11 protein-coding genes and 1 pseudogene are annotated in these 16,291 nt (G+C 53.8%); 9 read left to right on the top strand and 3 right to left on the bottom strand.

Annotated elements, in window-relative coordinates:
- Nucleotides 1-105 precede the first annotated feature (105 nt).
- Nucleotides 106-1,239: a hypothetical protein gene (locus HMPREF1986_RS09855; RefSeq protein ID WP_021774694.1), complete on the bottom strand. Its 1,134-nt coding sequence runs from the start codon at nucleotides 1,237-1,239 to the stop codon at nucleotides 106-108.
- Nucleotides 1,240-1,755: 516 nt separating this feature from the next.
- Here HMPREF1986_RS09855 and HMPREF1986_RS09845 point away from each other — a divergent pair.
- Genes HMPREF1986_RS09845 through HMPREF1986_RS09825 form a run of 5 tightly spaced genes read left to right on the top strand, consistent with a single transcriptional unit; the run spans nucleotide 1,756 to nucleotide 10,366 of the window.
- Complete coding sequence (locus HMPREF1986_RS09845; protein ID WP_021774692.1) at nucleotides 1,756-3,480, top strand: zinc ribbon domain-containing protein; 1,725 nt, start codon at nucleotides 1,756-1,758, stop codon at nucleotides 3,478-3,480.
- A gap of 50 nt (nucleotides 3,481-3,530) precedes the next feature.
- The gene (locus tag HMPREF1986_RS09840; protein ID WP_021774691.1) at nucleotides 3,531-4,973 is read left to right on the top strand and encodes a Wadjet anti-phage system protein JetA family protein; all 1,443 of its coding nucleotides are present in this window, start codon (nucleotides 3,531-3,533) and stop codon (nucleotides 4,971-4,973) included.
- Nucleotides 4,954-5,625, top strand: coding sequence for a DUF4194 domain-containing protein (locus HMPREF1986_RS09835; RefSeq protein ID WP_021774690.1), 672 nt, complete (start codon nucleotides 4,954-4,956; stop codon nucleotides 5,623-5,625). The genes HMPREF1986_RS09840 and HMPREF1986_RS09835 overlap by 20 nt, the downstream gene beginning before the upstream one ends.
- Nucleotides 5,622-9,041 (top strand): ATP-binding protein, encoded by a 3,420-nt coding sequence (locus HMPREF1986_RS09830; RefSeq protein ID WP_021774689.1) that lies wholly within the window; start codon nucleotides 5,622-5,624, stop codon nucleotides 9,039-9,041. The genes HMPREF1986_RS09835 and HMPREF1986_RS09830 overlap by 4 nt, the downstream gene beginning before the upstream one ends.
- Nucleotides 9,038-10,366 carry a Wadjet anti-phage system protein JetD domain-containing protein gene (locus HMPREF1986_RS09825; RefSeq protein ID WP_021774688.1) on the top strand — a complete coding sequence of 443 codons (1,329 nt, stop codon included), beginning with the start codon at nucleotides 9,038-9,040 and terminating at the stop codon, nucleotides 10,364-10,366. Before HMPREF1986_RS09830 ends, HMPREF1986_RS09825 begins: the two co-directional genes overlap by 4 nt.
- A 28-nt stretch (nucleotides 10,367-10,394) precedes the next feature.
- Here the strand turns inward: HMPREF1986_RS09825 and HMPREF1986_RS09820 are convergent, their stop codons facing one another.
- Nucleotides 10,395-11,456: a threonine aldolase family protein gene (locus tag HMPREF1986_RS09820; protein ID WP_021774687.1), complete on the bottom strand. Its 1,062-nt coding sequence runs from the start codon at nucleotides 11,454-11,456 to the stop codon at nucleotides 10,395-10,397.
- Nucleotides 11,457-11,611: 155 nt separating this feature from the next.
- Between HMPREF1986_RS09820 and HMPREF1986_RS09815 the strand changes: the two genes are divergently transcribed.
- From HMPREF1986_RS09815 to HMPREF1986_RS09800, 4 genes are all read left to right on the top strand, one after another.
- A complete protein-coding gene (locus HMPREF1986_RS09815) occupies nucleotides 11,612-12,517 on the top strand; it encodes a LysR family transcriptional regulator (protein WP_021774686.1) in 906 nt (301 codons plus the stop codon).
- A gap of 44 nt (nucleotides 12,518-12,561) precedes the next feature.
- Complete coding sequence (gene rlmD, locus HMPREF1986_RS09810) at nucleotides 12,562-14,046, top strand: 23S rRNA (uracil(1939)-C(5))-methyltransferase RlmD (protein WP_036600219.1); 1,485 nt, start codon at nucleotides 12,562-12,564, stop codon at nucleotides 14,044-14,046.
- A 344-nt stretch (nucleotides 14,047-14,390) separates the two neighbouring features.
- The gene (locus HMPREF1986_RS09805) at nucleotides 14,391-15,449 is read left to right on the top strand and encodes an alpha/beta fold hydrolase (protein ID WP_021774684.1); all 1,059 of its coding nucleotides are present in this window, start codon (nucleotides 14,391-14,393) and stop codon (nucleotides 15,447-15,449) included.
- A 10-nt stretch (nucleotides 15,450-15,459) separates the two neighbouring features.
- Nucleotides 15,460-15,897 (top strand): helix-turn-helix domain-containing protein, encoded by a 438-nt coding sequence (locus tag HMPREF1986_RS09800; RefSeq protein WP_021774683.1) that lies wholly within the window; start codon nucleotides 15,460-15,462, stop codon nucleotides 15,895-15,897.
- 67 nt (nucleotides 15,898-15,964) lie between these two features.
- Here HMPREF1986_RS09800 and HMPREF1986_RS13320 read toward each other — a convergent pair.
- A pseudogene (locus tag HMPREF1986_RS13320) lies at nucleotides 15,965-16,291 on the bottom strand (hypothetical protein); the annotation flags it as partial.

Below are 16,291 nucleotides of genomic sequence, written 5' to 3'. Positions count from 1 at the left end.
GCTGTCTTCCGGGCTTTTACCCGTGTCCGCTTCTTATCCGAAGGATCTCTTTCTCCTTCCAGCTGCTTCTCCCCTGTGGAGAGCGGGGGAAGCGCGAAAATCCTTTTAAAGTCCCCGGCAGAGGTCGATCTCCGAGACCTCCTCCGGGCTCTCGGAAAGCTTCTCTGAAAGAGGGAGGGAGTCCTCCCCGTCCTCTCTCTCCGAAGCTTCATCTTCCTCTGTCTCCTCTTCCTCCGCCTCCTGAAACAGGAGCTCCTCCTCAGGGGAGAGCAGGCAGCGCTTTGCGAAGGAGAGGGTAAAATCCGAGAGCAGGCTCTCCGGGAGAGCAGCGATGGACGCCGGGTCCTCTCCCTCCGTGAGGGGGAGAAGGAGCTTCACAAAGCGCTCCGGGCGGCCCAGGAGGGAGGAGTATTCCAGATAATGAATGAACTGCGAGAGCTTTCTTCTGCTGCACGCATCCTCTCGGACCGGGATCAGGACCCGTTCGGAGAGAGGAAAGATGGGGGCGATGCGGGAGACCAGAGGGTCTGTGTCGAGAACGACCGCATCAAAGCCGGAGGAGGAAAGCAGAAGCTCCGTGAAATCGGCGAGCTCCGAAGCGGAAAGAGCCGAAAGATCCTCCGGATTTCGGACCGGAGGAAGGACAGAGAAGCCCGCGTGCTCCAGAGGATAGCAGAGAGAGTTAAGCCTGAGCGCGTTCAGCTTCCCCTCTTTAAAGTAATAGAGAGCCTCTGTGAGGCTCCCCTCTTTTCCGCGATAGAAGGAGGCGGGAGCCGCTGTTTCCTCAAAGCTCAGAAGAAGCGTATGCATGGAAGCGGAGAGCGTCTTTGCGAGGCTCAGCGAAAGACTGGTCTTCCCGGAACGCCCGATCGGACTAAAGACCGTATAGAGCTTCGCTCTCCCGTCTTTTTCTATGGGGGCTCGACGCTCCTCTCCGTAGAGCCGGCAGAGCTCCCGGAGTATTTCAGAGCCGGAGCGGTAGCGATAGATCTCGTGCGGCCCGGAGGAGTCCTTCTCCGGAGGCGTTTCCGAGAGATAGACCGGATGCTTCACCCCGGGCAGAAGAAGCCTCTCTGTCGAGAGAAGGACATGGATTTCCCTCTTCTCGGAGAAATCCTCGATGGCCTCGACACTTTGAAACTGCTGGAGACGAAAGGGGGAATCGCAGTGGGAGAAATAGAGGAAAAGACGCTCCATATAGAGGCGGTCCTTCCCATAGAGCGCAAGAATTCTGTCCATGGAAGACCTCCGAAGGAAAAAAAGAAATGAATTTTACGAAAATCCGCGCTTGGAAAGCGGGAAAGGAGAAATCCCCGGCGGGGAAGAGAAAAAAACCATAGAAGGCCAATGAAAGACCAATAGAAGCGGTATGGCCGAATCAGGGGGCCGGCAGAAGAAGCGGACCTCTCGATAAAAGTATAGAGAAAAAAGGCATCTTTGCCTATCCGCGTTAACGACAGAAAAATTTGAGGCCATTTGGCAATCCCTTCCAAAAAGCCTTCCGGAATCGAAAGAAAAAGAAGGGAGCCGAAAACTGCGCCGGAGGAATGCTTCTTCCGAATTTTCGACTGCGAAGGAGTGAGGCATGGCTTTTTGCCTCTTGCCTCTGACCTTCGCTGTGGAGATTTACTTGACAGTGCCGGGCGCCTGAATTATGCTGATTTTGTCCGGAAGGATCCCTGATCGGAAGGGACAGACGCTTATCCGGTGAGACAGCGATGGGAGAACGGCATCTGCGGAAGGAGAAGAGTACGTATGAAATGTAAGAATTGCGGGGAAGAGATACAGGAAAACGCGAGATTTTGTCAAAATTGCGGTGCAGCTCTGCCGCCGGAACCCTCTGAGGGGAAGGAAGAAGATGCGGCTCTTCGCAGCGAGGCTCAGGCTCCGGAAGAGATGGAAAAGAAGGAGGGGCAGGGCTCCGGAGAGACCGCGGAGAAGGACAGCGCGGCGGAGGAAAAGCAGGAGCCGGAGAATACTGAGGCAGAGGGGCAGAAAGCAGGGGAAGGGAAGGACGCGGAAAAGCCGGAGGTGCAGCAGAAGGAGAATTCGGAAAAGCCGGAGAGGCAGCAGAAGGAGAATGCAGCGAAGGCCGCTCAGGAAGAAGGGGGAACGAGTTACCAGACGGTAAAGAGCGGAGAGAGCGGAGAACCCGGGAAGAAAAAAAGAACCGCTCTTTTCCTCGGAATCGGAATCGGAGCGGTGCTTCTTCTCGTCCTTGTCGTCGGGATCGCCCTTATGCTCACGGGTAAAACGAAGACCATCGACCTGAGTACCTATACCAGCGTGAGCTATGAGGGCTATAACGGATATGGGAAGGCGGAGCTCCAATTTGATCGGGAGCGCTTCCTCTCTGACTGGAGGAAAAAGATCCGCTTTGGCCGGGGAAGGCTTGCGAGATCCTATAAGAGGGCTGCCCGAGGTGACGATCCGGCGGATTTCCTCTACGAGCGCTTTCTCGAAGTGAGCGCTGATCTCGATACGAAAGAGAGGACGGATCTGAAAAACGGGGACTCCGTGCAGCTCCACTGGTCTTTGGACAAGGACGATGACCGCGATATCCGGAAAACCTTCGGGGTCAAGCTGAAGCATGAGGATCAGAGCTTTACGGTGGAGGGACTGGAGGAGATCAGGACCTTTGATCCGTTTGCGCAGATTGAGCTGAGGCTGGATGGGACCTCTCCGAACGGAAGGGCGAGCCTTGAGATTCAGGACGACAGCAATTTTATCCGGGAGCTCACGATCGAGCTGGACAAGAGGGATGATCTGAAGAATGGGGACAGCGTCACGGCCAGCATCGATGAGGAGAGAGTCTCTTATTTCATTCAGAAGCATGGGATCGCTCCCTCCCCCCTCAAAAAGGAATATAAGATTGAGAATCTCGCGGCCTACGCGGAAAAGGACAGTGAGGTTCCTGAGGAGCTTCTCGAAAAGATGAAGAAGGATACTGTGGATAAGCTCCAGGCGGAGCTCGCATGGCAGTCCAATTCCGGTGTCAGCTACAGCGGGGCGGAATATATCGGGAACTATTTCCTCAATGCGAAGAAGGAGGGAAGAAGCGGAAACCGCATGGTGCTTGTCTATAAGGTGACGGCAAATGTGAAGTTCCCGGAGGCCGGCTTCGACCAGAATTTTAACTACTACTATTACGGGAGCTTTTCACAGATCCTCTTGAAGCCGGACGGAAGCTACAGCATAGACAGCTATTTCAGCACCCCCACAAACTATGTGCAGTTTGATACCGGCGTCAAATTCCTGGGCATCTCGAGGATTCTCGACTTCAACGGCTTCCAGACGCTGGAGGAACTGAAGACTGAGGCAGTCACGCGGGGCGTGGATTCTTATACCGTGGAGGAGCACATCAACGAAGGAGGCTCCGGAGAGAGCGCTCAGGAGTCCGCTTCCGCAGCCGAGTCCGGAGAGGGAGGAGAGAGTGAAGCGGCAGGCAGCAGTGAGGCGGAGACTACTGCGGCGGCATAGAACGCCGAAAAACCGCATGCAGGGCTTCGCCGGGGAGGAAGCTTCCCTCTATGAGGATTTTTGAAATCATTCCGGAGCGCTTTTTCAGCATCCTCAGCGCACAGAAAAAGGAGCTTTATGTGGATGCGCTCATGGTGCTCCGGACCGCCTTTAAGACGGAGCTTCTGATCCGCCGTCCGGAGCTTTTCTCCATGATGCTGGACTCTTTGGAGGACAGCTTTCTCTCGGCGGATTTCTCCGAGGAGGCCATGGAGATCGGAGAGGAGGGGGAGAGCCAGGATCTCTCCGGCAAGGTTCACCTCCTGCTCCGTAAGCTCCGGGACTGCGGCTGGATTGAGATCGAGTATGAGCCTGGCTCTTTTGAGGAGATCGTGACGGTACCGGACTATGCGGTGGCCTTCATGGATCTCCTCTATGATTTTTCCCATGAGAGGATCCGGGAGTACAACAGCTACGTATATGCGAGCTATGCGGCGCTCAAAAATGCGGGAGAGAATCCGGACTTTCAGCTTCAGGCTCTTCTGAGCGCCCATCAGAACACGGAAAAACTGGTGGATGAGCTAAAGAGCCTTTTTAATGGCATCAAGCGCTACTATCAGCGCCTCGCCGGGCAGCAGGACATCAATATCCTTCTGAGAGAGCATTTGGATCAATACAAGGAGAAGCTCTTTGATCAGATCTACTATCCCCTTAAGACGATCGATTCCGTGCCGCGCTTTAAGGGGGAGATCCTCCGCATTCTGAATGCCTGGAGTATGGATCGGGAGGTCATGGACCGCATCGTCGGACAGGGGATCCGGAGAAGGCTCTTCTCCTCGGAGGAGCAGGGCAGAGAAGAGAGCTATGCCATGCTGAATGCCGTCATCAATACCTACGAGAATATCGAGGAACTGATTGCCGGAGTGGATGCGAAGCACAACGAGTATGTGAATGCCTCCATTGACAGGATTCGCTATATCGTAAATGCAGACCGGAGCGCGAGAGGAAATCTGGTGGATCTTCTGAAAAACGCCGGGAGAGAGGATATTCTCAATGAGATGAGGGGGAAGCTCCTCCTCAGCCGGCACCGCTTCCTGGACAGCCAGTCTCTCTACCACCGGATCAAAGGGGAGAGAAGGGAGGGGGAAAAGGCGAAGCCTCTCGAAAGGAGAGTGGAGAGCCCCGCCGCGGTGGATGGCTTTCTCACGGAGCTTCGCCGACAGTACAGCGATGCGAAGATCGATCGCTACATCCTCTCGATTATGGGGGAGAGGGGAGAGCTTTACAGCGAAGAGGCCTCGATCCGTTCCCCGGAGGACTTCATCCTCTTTCTCCTCGGCACGCTTCGAGGGGAAGAAAAGAGGGCTCCCTTCAGTGTAGAGTTCTTTCAGGGGAATGTAGAGCGAAATGGCTGCAGCCTGCCGCGGCTTTGCTTCCGGGAAAAGGGAAGGAAAAGAGCGGACAGAGGAGAAGGAGAGGGAGAAGGAGAGGGGAATGCTGGAGGAGCAGTTTGAAAAGCTGAATATGACGGAGAAGGAGCAGTTCCGGAGAATGGTGAATAAACTTCTTGCCCACAGCTACCTTCTCTCCCGAAGCTATGACTTCACAGATCATATCGCAAGGACAAACCCGGAGTATCTCTTTGTGGAGCGGAACTTCGAGCTTTTTCAGGAATATTTTTCCTACAGTGCCTTTCATCTTGAGAGGGATAATAATTACGGCGTGATCAGCCTTCAGAGCGAGTATGATGAAAACCGGCTGAGACTCGACAAGCAGAGCACGCTGATCCTCTATACGCTTCGCCTGATCTACGAGGAGGAGAGAGAGAAGCTCTCCCTCTCGCGGGAGATCTTCGTCAGTGTCGCGGACCTCGTGCACAAGATGATATCGGTCGGTGCGATCCGGAAGAAGCCCTCAAACCTGGCGCTCTCCTCCTCCCTTCGCATACTCTCGCATTTTCGCCTGCTGGAAAAGGCGGGAGGCAGGTGGGAGGACGCGGATACGAGGCTTTTGATCCTGCCCACGATCCTCTTTGTGGTCTCCAACGAGCAGATCACGGGGATGCACAGACTTCTCGAGGAGGGGGACGGGAATTTGGCGGGGGAGGAAAGCGAGTCCCATTCGGAGGAGGGAGAAGAGTTTTCCGCGGAGGACGAAGGGAAATGAAGAAGCTGACGAGAATGCTCATGATCCGCTGGTACAGCTATGAGAAGGAACTGATCGACTTTGATATGATCAATTTCCTGACGGGGAAGACGGCGGCCGGAAAGTCCACTATTATCGACGCCCTGCAGCTGGTAATTCTCGGAGACAGCAGCGGGTCCTATTTTAATAAAGCGGCCAATCAGAAATCCGTCCGCTCTCTCAAGGGGTATCTCTACGGGGAGATGGGGGATGATGGGGATGCGGGCTATGAGTATCTTCGCACGGGGCCGTTCACGAGCTATGTCGCACTGGAATTTTATGATACGGAGAAGGGGAAATACTTTACGGTGGGATTTGCCGCGGACTGCGGGAGGGAGCTTTCGGTGAATTACCGCTGGTTTCTCATCCCGCAGAAAGGAATTCCGGAGAACTGCTTCATCGACGAGAGGACGGACATACCCTATGACCTGAACGGGCTGAAGCTTTTTCTGAATCGCTATGCGGGGAAGAAGGGCTTTGAATTCTATGATACGAATCGCCGCTATCAGGAGGTCACGGAGGGAAAGTTCGGCCAGATCAAGAGGAAGTACCGGCTCCTTTTTAAAAAAGCGGTGCCCTTTACGCCGATCACAGATATCGAAAAATTCATCACGGAGTCGATCTGCGATGTGAAGCATGAGATCCGCGTGGAAGAGATGCAGAGCGGTATCCGCCAGTACAAGAGCCTGGAGGATGAGGCGAAGCGGACGACGGAAAAGGTGGAGGCGCTGACGGAGATTCGGGTTCTCAGTGAGAGATATGAGGCGGAAAAGGAGAAGCTGAAGCAGCAGCGCTATATCGTGGTCCGTGCGGAAAAGGAGGGGTATCTCCGGGAGGAAGAGGGCTTAAAGGCACAGCTTCTGGAGACAGAGCGACTTTTTCGGGAGACGGAAGAGAGGATTCAGTCTCTGCGGAGAGAAGGGGAAGAGCTCTTTTGGGAGCTCGAAAAGCTGGAGGAGGAGTATCACGGCTCCGACCTTGTAAAGAAGGCGAGGGAGCTGGAGGGAAGGATATCTGAGGCGGAGGAGGAGATCCGGGCGCTTCATGGCTCCGCGGAGGAAGCTCTGAAAAAGCTTCGAAGCTTCGGGGAGAACTGGAGCCTTCGGCTGAAAAGGGCGGAGGAATGCGGCTTTCGGGGAGGGGAGGAGCAGCGCACCCTGCTTGATCGGCTCTCCCGCCTTCGTCTTCCCGGAGAGGAGGGAGGGGAGCCGGAGGAGAGCTCGGACTTCCCCTTCCGCTTGGCGGCGGAGAAGCTCACAGCGCTCAAGGAGGATTTCCTTCTCTATCGGGAGGAGCTTCGCGCAAGGAGGAGACAGCTCTCCTCCCGTCTTTCGGAGCTTGAGGCAAAGATCCGGGATCTTGAGAAGGGATTTAAGCCCTATCCTTCCTATGTCACCGGCCTTAAGGCGGTCCTTGAGAAGACTTTCTTTGAGAGGACTGCTCACACGGTCACGGTATCCATCCTCGCAGAGCTTTTGGAGGTCCGGAATCCGGAGTGGAGAAATGCGGTTGAGGCCTATCTGGACCGGCAGAAATTCTATCTCCTTCTCCCGGAGGAGTATTACGAAGAGGCTCTGAAAATCTACGATGAAGTGCGGAGAGAGCGGGGACTCTATGATGCCGGTCTTGTCGACATCGGAAAGCTTAAGCGGAGCGGGAGCTTTAAGGCGCGGGACGGCTCCCTTGCGGAAGAGCTGGAGGCCGAAAATGAGGACGCGCGCATTTTCATCGACTACCTCCTCGGACAGGTCATGAAGTGTGAGAGAGTGGAGGAGTTGAAGGAGCATCGGACCTCCATTACGCGTTCCGTTATGCTCTATAAGAATTTTGTGGCGAGAAAAATCGATCCCAGGCGATATCAGGATCCCTTTATCGGGCGGAAATCCACGAAGATCCTGCTGAAAAAGCTGAAGGAGGAGCAGGAGGAGCTCCAAAGAGAAGAGAGGATTTTGGCGAAAAACCATGCGCTTATGGAGGAGCTGAGCCGTGCGGAGGCTCTGTCCAGCTATGAGGCGGAAAGTCATGCGGAGTCACTCCGTGCCTATAGGGAGCTTCCCAAACTCAAAGAGAGGGTGAAGATTCTTTCCGCGGAGCTTGAGAAGCTGGACCTAAGCTATGTCGATCGGCTCCGGGAGGAGATTCAGAAAAAGAGAGCGGAGCAGAAGAGACGGGAGGACGAACGGGAGAGACTCCAGAAGCAGCTTGGCAGCTTTCAGGAGAGGAGAAGGCTCCTGTCGGAGGAACAGCTTCCGAGACTCCGGAAGGAAGTCGAGAGGATAAAAGAGGCGATATCCGAGAACTTCTCCCCGGACTGGATTGAGAATACGGGGGAAGTGCGCTTTTTAAAAGAGCAGGCCCGGAAGGGCGCTAGGACGAGCCTTTCCCTTCGGGAAAGCTTTCAGAGAGCGGCAAAACTGACGGAAAATGAGATCAAGAAAAAATTCGATGAGAGAGGGCGTCTCAGGATGCGCTATAATTCTCTCTACAGGATGCCCTTTGACGTGAACAGGGACTCCAATGAGGATTACGACAGGGAGCTTCGGGAGAAGAAGGAGATTCTGCTCCCCGAATATATCGGGAAGATCCGAGACGCGAAGGAGAAGGCCTATGCCCAGTTCCGGGATGATTTCATCGCGAAGCTGAAGTCCAATGTGGAATCGGTCCGGGAACAGATCCAAGAGCTGAATGAATCCCTTCGCCGCAGCGTTTTCGGAACGGACCGCTATCATTTTGTGCTGAGTCCGAGATCGGAGTACAGGGATTATTACAATATGATCACAGACCCTCTCCTCATGGATACGGGCGGCTGGAATATCGCCTCGGAATCCTTTAACAAAAAATATCAAAAGCAGATCGATGAGCTCTTTCAGCTCCTCGTCATCAGCGAGGAGCAGCCTTCCGCGGAGAGGCAGCGGGAGTACGAAAAGAATATTGCGAAATTTACGGATTATAAGACCTATCTGAGCTTTGACCTTATTGTGAGCAATGAGCAGGGGGAGGAGCAGCGCCTCTCAAAGACGCTCCTTAAAAAATCCGGGGGAGAGACCCAGCTCCCCTTTTATATTTCACTCCTTGCGTCCTTCTCTCAGGTTTGCCGGATCCGGATGAAGGGAAGCGCGGCGGCCAATACCATCCGGCTCATCATACTGGACGAGGCCTTCAGTAAAATGGACGGGGAGAGGATCCGGGAGAGCATTGTCCTTCTCCGAAGATTCGGGCTGCAGGCGATTTTTTCCGCGCCGCCGGATAAGATACCGGACATTGCGCCCATTGTAGACCGAAACATCGCGGTTTATCGGGAGCATCACCATTCCTTTACCCGGTATTTTGACCCAAGAGAGATCGAGGAGGAGACAGAGCCGGAGTCGGGCTATGAGCCGGGCGGAGAGTCGCGATGAACTATAGAGAATATCTTCTCAGGACACTTTTGGACCGCTATGAAAGGAGCGCGGGCTTTCGAAAGGGGGATGAGGGAGGGCGGCGCAGACTGCTTCATCCCATGAAGGAGGCCGCGCTCTCGCAGGCAATGGAAAATATCGATGAGAAAAAAAGCTTTCTCTCAGAGCTGGACCAGCTGAAGGAGGAGGGCATCCTCGACTACAGCTGGCTCCGCTATGAGAGGGGAAATCTCGTAGAGTCCGTCTGGCTTCTCTCCGGGGAAAAGGCAAGAGAAAGGGCTTATTATCTTCTTGACAGGACGCCTCTTTCCTCCCAGCTTGCGAGGCTTCGAATCAATATCGAGGAGACGCTCTCTGCGATAGAGGTAGAGGACAGGGCTTCCGAAAGTCAGGAAGAGTCCGGGGCCCCTTCCGCCCGGGAGGGGAGAACGGGGGAGGCGGAGCAGCAGCTTGGAATCCGGCGTTTTCTCCTCGATATGCTGGAGAGTATAGAAAAGAGGCAGAGGATTCCGCGCTTTTTCCGAAGAGGAGAGAGAATCAATGGAGAGCTTTTACAGGCCCTTCTCTTTCTCTATAAAAACAAAACTGAGGAGACAGAGCGGGTATTCAGCGCAAGAAATTATGGGGACAGCAAATATTTCGAGAAAATACTGAAGGCTCCCCTTCTCTCGATTCTTCGAGAGATTGATCGGAATTCTCCGTATGAAGGACAGGGAGATGAGACTCTTTTTGAGAATTATGGTCTTTGCCGCTGGCCGGAGGTACTGCAATTTTGCGGCGGAATCTCCGTCTGGCTGGAAGAAGAGGAGCCCATCCGATTTTATGGAGAATGTTACGGAGCCTACCTGAATTCCGAGACATTTCGGCATATCAAAAGACTGGAGCTTTCCGGGGTGGAGCGGGTGCTCTTTATCGAAAATCTCGCAAATTATCTCTGGTATCTGAAAAAACGCTCTCCCTTAGAGCTCGTGATCTGGCACGGAGGCTTCTACAGTCCTCTGAGGGGACGCTGGTTTCGGAAAATCTATGAGGCGGGAAAAAGGGCGGGGAGCGCCATTTCCTATTTCCACTGGAGTGATATCGACCTCGGAGGCTTTCGGATCTTCGCAAGGCTTAAGCGAAATATCGTCCCGGAGCTAAAACCGTACCGAATGGACACCGAGACCCTGAGAAGCTATAGGGACAGAGCTCTTCCGCTTTGCGGGGAGAGCTATCGGAGGAAACTGGAGGCTCTGCTCGGAGATCCGGAGTACCGGATTTTTCACAGCTTGATCGAAGAGATGCTTCGGAGCGGACTTCGGCTTGAGCAGGAACAGCTGCTCTGAAGCCTCAGCCGCCCCCCTCTTTCCCGCTTCAGCCCGCCTTTCTCCCGCTCTTTTCCGCGAAGCAGGCGATGAGCGCCTCACTGTCCTCGGGGCGGCTTGCCCAGCTTGTCGCGAGGCGGATGATGGAATGCGCTTCGTCATATCTTTCCCAGAGGCTGAAATCCACTTTCTCTGCGAGAGCCCGCAGAAAGCGGTTTTCCAGGAGACAGAAAATCTGGTTGCTCGGGGAATCAAAGCAGAGCGGAATGTTCATCGCGAGCAGGGCGTTCCGGATTCTCCCGGCCTCTCGTATGGCCGGGACACCGATCCTTTCATAGAGCCGATCCCGGAAGAGCTCGTCAAACTGGATTCCGAGGATTCGCCCCTTTTCGAGGAGGGCGCCGTGCTGCTTTATGATAGAAGTCATATGAGGGATCAGGCCCCTTTTTGGTATGACGACGGCCTCTCCGAGTAAAGCACCGCACTTTGTCCCTCCGATATAGAAGACATCGCAGAGCTTTGCGATATCCGAAAGACTCAGATCATTTTCCGGGCAGGCCAGGGCATAGGCGAGCCTTGCGCCGTCCAGATAGAGGGGAATGTGATATGAGCGGCAGAGCTCACTGATCTCGCGAAGCTCCGCCTTCGAGTAGAGGCTTCCGTATTCGGTCGGATGGGAGAGATAGACCATGCCGGGCATGACCATATGCTTTTGGTTTTCGTCATTTTGATAGGCGAGGAGGAGGGCCTCGATCTGCGATGCGGAGATCTTTCCCTCGTGGTTTTTCAGTGTCAGAACCTTGTGTCCGTCCGCCTCGATCGCGCCGGTTTCATGGACATTGATATGGCCGCTGTCCGCCGCGATCACGCCCTGATACATCCGAAGGAGAGCATCGATCACCGTCGCATTGCTCTGGGTGCCGCCGAGGAGAAAATAGATCTCCGCGTCCGGGGAGGCGCAGGCCAGGCGGATCCTTTCCCTCGCCACCTCGGAAAAGGAATCCTCCCCATAGCCCGCTTCGCTCTCGAAATTGCTCTCCGAAAGCCTCTTCAAGATCCTGGGATGAGCGCCCTGCAGATAATCACACGAAAAAGGTAAGCGACCGTCCATAGAATTTCCTTTCCGCCTGAGCTCTGTGCCCGGCCTGAGCCTGCTTTTCCTTGCTCTTTTCCTAACTGAATTGTAGAATAAAAGCAACTATGACGCAAACGGAGAAGTATCATGAAAGTCATGACATTCTGTCATGAAGCGGAAGGAGAGACGCCGTGGAAGCCCTGCAATGCGAAGCCGTCCTTCTTGCCGCGGAGCAGGGAAGCCTGACCGCGGCCGCGGAGCGCCTGGACTATACGCAGTCCGGGATCACCAGGATGATAAGCTCGCTGGAGGAGGAGCTCGGCTTTCCCCTCTTTATCCGGAGCAGACGTGGTGTCCGTCTCACGGAAAACGGGAAGGAGATGCTGCCCTTGTTCCGGGAGCTGCGGAGGGCACAGCAGAGGGCAGAGCAATCCGCGGCGGAGATCCGAGGCATTGTGAGCGGCTCCCTCACAATCGGCTGCTACTACAGTATTTCCGCGATGTGGATGCCGGAGATCCTGAAGAGATTTAAGAAGCGCTATCCGAAGATCATCATTCGTCTCAGGGAGGGAGGAAACGAAGAGATGTCGCACTGGCTCGGAGAGCGCTCCGTCGACTGCTGTCTCGGGGCAGAGCCGAGGAGAAGGGACTGTGACTGGCTTCCGATTTTTCGGGATGAGCTTGTCGTATGGCTTCCGAAGAAGCATCCTCTTGCGGGAGAGGCCTCCTTTCCTCTGGAGAGACTGGCGGAGGAGGACTTCATTCATACCGCACCGGATCAGGACACCGATCAGGATCGCCTCCTCAGTCGATATGGGATCCGGCCGCATAGCCCCTTCTCGACGAGGGACGGCTTTGCAACCTACAATATGGTCGAAGCGGGGCTTGGCATCAGCTTTAATCAGCGTCTGATCTCGAAAAGATGGAAGGGAGAGGTCGCGGAGCTCCCCTTCTCTCCCCCGCAGTATGTCACGCTCGGGATCTCCCTTCCCTCCCTTCGGGATGCCTCCCCGGCCGCAAAGCGACTGATAGACTGTGTCTCAGAGACTATGGGAGAGCAGTTCTGGGCTTTGGACAGCGGACGGCAGACAACGTGAAGGAGGGGTCAGGGAGATTTTTTCAGTATAGCGATGGGGTAAAGATGCAAAAGAATGAACGATTGGAACTCACGATCACGGACCTTTCCGAGGAGGGACTCGGGATCGGAAAAAAGGATGGATTTGTCTGGCTGGTAAAGGGAGCCCTCATCGGAGACAGGATTTTGGCCCAGGCTCTGAAGCTGAAGAAGCACTACGGCTTTGCGCGGCTTATAGAGCTCCTCACCCCTTCCCCGGATCGGGTGGAGGCCCCCTGCCGGATCGCGGGACAGTGCGGCGGCTGCCAGCTTCAGAGCCTTAAATATTCCGCGCAGCTTAAGTTCAAAACGCGAAAGCTTTTCACAGATCTTTGCCGGATCGGGGGCGTGGAGGAGGCGTTTCTGAGAGAAATTTCGGATCCGATCGTCGGGATGGAGAATCCGCTCCGCTATCGAAACAAAGCCCAGTATCCGATCGCACGGGATCGGATGGGAAGGCCTTCCGCCGGATTCTATGCGGGAAGGAGCCACCGGCTTATTCCCTGTGAGGACTGCCTGATCGGGGCGGAGGAGAACCGGGATATTCTCTCCATCCTCCTTCGCTGGATGGAGCGTTTTGATATCCCGCCCTATGACGAAGGGAGCGGGAAGGGGCTTATAAGGCACGCGCTTATCCGGAAGGGCTATTACAGCGGAGAATGGATGCTCTGTCTTGTCATAAACGGACGAAGCCTCCCGCATTGGGAGAGTCTCCTCTCAGAATTAAAAGAGGCGGAGACTCCCGATCCGGAAGGCTCGGAGGGAGAAGGCTTCGGAGCGGAATTCCCTTCCGCAGGTAAGGAGGAAGGCCGGGAGAATAGAGGAAAGAGAACGCGGAGCAAGATCCGACTGAGAAGCTTCTCCTTCAGCATCCACACGGGGAGAGACAATGTCATCATGGGGCGGGAGATCGTGAATCTCTACGGCCCCGGCTTCATCGAGGACCGGATTCAGGGAATCCGTTTCCGCATCTCGCCTCTTTCCTTTTATCAGGTGAATCCGGTACAGACGGAGCGGATCTACGAAACCGTACTGGAGTTTTCCGCGCTCAGCGGGACGGAGAATGTCTTTGACCTCTATTGCGGGATCGGAACGATCTCCCTCCTCCTCTCAGCCGCCGCGGGAAGAGTCTACGGGATTGAAATCATTCCGGATGCCGTCCGGGATGCCAGGGAAAATGCAGAGCGGAACGGCATTGAAAATGCATATTTTTTCACCGGGGCAGCGGAAGAGCTCCTGCCGCGCTGGCATGCGGAGCACCCGGGAGAGCGGATCGACCTTGTCTGCGTGGACCCTCCCAGAAAGGGCTGCGACGAAAGATGCCTGGAAACTATCATCTCCATGTCTCCGGAGCGCCTCATCTATGTCAGCTGCGATCCGGCGACCCTCGCCCGGGATATAAAATATCTCCGGGAGCATGACTATGAGCTGAAGCGCGTCCGCCCCTTTGACAACTTCCCGGAGACGGTGCACGTGGAGACGGTTGTCTTGATGTCAAGGGTCAGGGACTAAGGTGTGTAAAAGCCTTTGAAATCAGACACTTTCCGGGATTCGATCGTCTCGGAATGGTCGAGCGGGAGACTTGTCCGTGGTAACTTATCCAAAGCCGATTTATGGCTAAAATGTGATAGGGTTGGGTTGCCGAGATAGATGTCAGGGTCGGGTGTTCGAGTTAGATGTCAGGGGTTTATTGAGTGTTCAGGATAGATGTCGGAAAATTATAGAAGACACATGAATGTATGCTGATATGCAACCAAAGATGACAAAAGTCATATAAATATGCCACGTTTGGTTGGTGGAAACAACGCACGCCCTCGGGTAAAATTAGTATAGAAACTACTGAAAGAGGGTGCGAAATGAATGCGGTAAAAATCGTTTTAATAATTATCCTGATCATTGTCGCCATAGCTGGTATAGCATTCGGGATATATTGGTATCGAAACATTCATTGGTATGACAAATATGAGAAGGCGTTGAAGGAAGTTCATGCTGCTGAAAAGCAGACCACATTACCGACCGGCAGTATCATCAATTACGGAGAGGTTGAGAATGACAAACCTCCGCTTCTCCTGATCCACGGACAGATGAGCATTTGGGAAGACTATGCGCTTGTCATGCCCGAGCTCAGTAGGAACTGGCATATTTACGCCGTCGATGTATACGGACACGGTGAATCATCACATGATGAAAGCCTCTATTATCTTGATGTGAACGGCGACGACCTGATTTGGTTTATCAACAATGTCATCGGGAAGCCTACAGTTGTTTCGGGGCATTCTAACGGAGCGATCACGGCGGCATATGTTGCGGCATACGGCGGTGAGAACATTGCTGGCGTGGTGCTTGAAGATCCTCCGATATTTTCGACGGAGGGAGAAGGCTGGGAGGACAGCTTTGCCTATAAGGACACGTTTAAGACTTTGCATGAATACAATAATTCAGACAAGACGGAGTGCTGGGAAGCTTATTACCTCCGCCACTGTTACTGGGGACAGCTGTTTATGAAAAACGCGATGCCCGGTATTGCAAATTATGCCCAGGGGTATCATGACAAGCATCCTGATAAAGCAGTAAAGATCGGATTCCTTCCTTCTTCCATATGGTCTGTGTTTGAATATGCAAGAGAGTATGATTTTGCATATGGGGAACGGTTTTACGACTTGAGCTGGAATCATGGTTTAAAGCATGAAGATATTCTGTCGGATATTGAAGTTCCATGTGTGTACATCCATGCAAAAGAACAGGTGGCTGATGACGGAACTTACCTGTGCGCCGCATCGCGTGAGCAGGCAGAGCGTGCCGTTTCATACATCGGAGAAAATTGCAGTCTTGTGGAGACAGATACAAGTGATCATGTAATACATACCGTTCATAGCGATTTTTATATCCAGTCGGTTAATTCATTACAGAAATGAGGATTTTGGTTTGCTGAAAGAGAATCTGATTATGCTGCGGAAATTAAAAGGCTTTTCGCAGGAGGAAATAGCGGAGAAAATAGATATTTCCCGTCAGGCATATGGGAAATGGGAGAGCGGTGAGACAATACCGGATATAGAGAAGTGCGCCATTCTGGCTGACGTCTACGGGGTCACCATTGACAGTCTGATCCGGGAACATCGTGTAGAGAATACGCCTTTGGCACCGGCACCTGCCGGTAAGCATATATTCGGGACAGTCGCAATAAGCGAACGTGGCCAGATCGTGATCCCTAAAGAAGCGCGGGAATTGTTCGGGCTGACCGGCGGATGCAAGCTGGTGATTCTTGGAGATGAGAATGAAGGGTTAGCATTGGTCAGGGCCGACAAATTTGAGAAAAAGATAAAAGACTTCCTTGCAAATGCTGGGATGGATACCGACAAGTGAAAAAAATATAGATCACAAATAAAAGAGAGCAAGCGCCCTTACGGTTAATCCCAAGGGCAGCTTGCTCTTATTCTGTAATATCGACGCTTACACCGGATTTGAATTCGACCGTAAAGTGGTCGGTGAAAACGGTGACCTTTTCGATGAGCCGTCTGACAAGCTCCTCGTCGAAGTCTGTGACCTCGGTTGCCTGCTGGCCGATGAAGTCCTGCAGTTCCTTGATCCGCTTCATGGATTCCTCGCGGCTGTGGCTGTCGACGGCAGCTTTTTCTTTCTGCTCCTTTAGCCGGAAGATCTCGTCCGCGATGGCATTGTAGTCCTGCTTGTTGTTAGCTTTCTTGATGAGCTCCTTTTGCAGTTTGTTGTGATATACTATAGTTGTAACAGGAGTGGC

Origin of the sequence: Oribacterium sp. oral taxon 078 str. F0263 (assembly GCF_000469565.1) — a bacterium.
In the GTDB taxonomy this organism is placed as follows: domain Bacteria; phylum Bacillota; class Clostridia; order Lachnospirales; family Lachnospiraceae; genus Oribacterium.
This window is presented reverse-complemented; position numbering and strand designations above follow the sequence as displayed.

Excerpts from the sequence above, each read along its gene's own strand:
- HMPREF1986_RS09840 (WP_021774691.1), top strand. The coding sequence starts at position 3,531 with ATGAGGATTTTTGAAATCATTCCGGAGCGCTTTTTCAGCATCCTCAGC.
- HMPREF1986_RS09845 (WP_021774692.1), top strand. The coding sequence starts at position 1,756 with ATGAAATGTAAGAATTGCGGGGAAGAGATACAGGAAAACGCGAGATTT.
- HMPREF1986_RS09855 (WP_021774694.1), bottom strand. The coding sequence starts at position 1,239 with ATGGACAGAATTCTTGCGCTCTATGGGAAGGACCGCCTCTATATGGAG.
- HMPREF1986_RS09830 (WP_021774689.1), top strand. The coding sequence starts at position 5,622 with ATGAAGAAGCTGACGAGAATGCTCATGATCCGCTGGTACAGCTATGAG.
- rlmD (WP_036600219.1), top strand. The coding sequence starts at position 12,562 with ATGCAAAAGAATGAACGATTGGAACTCACGATCACGGACCTTTCCGAG.
- HMPREF1986_RS09825 (WP_021774688.1), top strand. The coding sequence starts at position 9,038 with ATGAACTATAGAGAATATCTTCTCAGGACACTTTTGGACCGCTATGAA.
- HMPREF1986_RS09805 (WP_021774684.1), top strand. The coding sequence starts at position 14,391 with ATGAATGCGGTAAAAATCGTTTTAATAATTATCCTGATCATTGTCGCC.
- HMPREF1986_RS09820 (WP_021774687.1), bottom strand. The coding sequence starts at position 11,456 with ATGGACGGTCGCTTACCTTTTTCGTGTGATTATCTGCAGGGCGCTCAT.
- HMPREF1986_RS09835 (WP_021774690.1), top strand. The coding sequence starts at position 4,954 with ATGCTGGAGGAGCAGTTTGAAAAGCTGAATATGACGGAGAAGGAGCAG.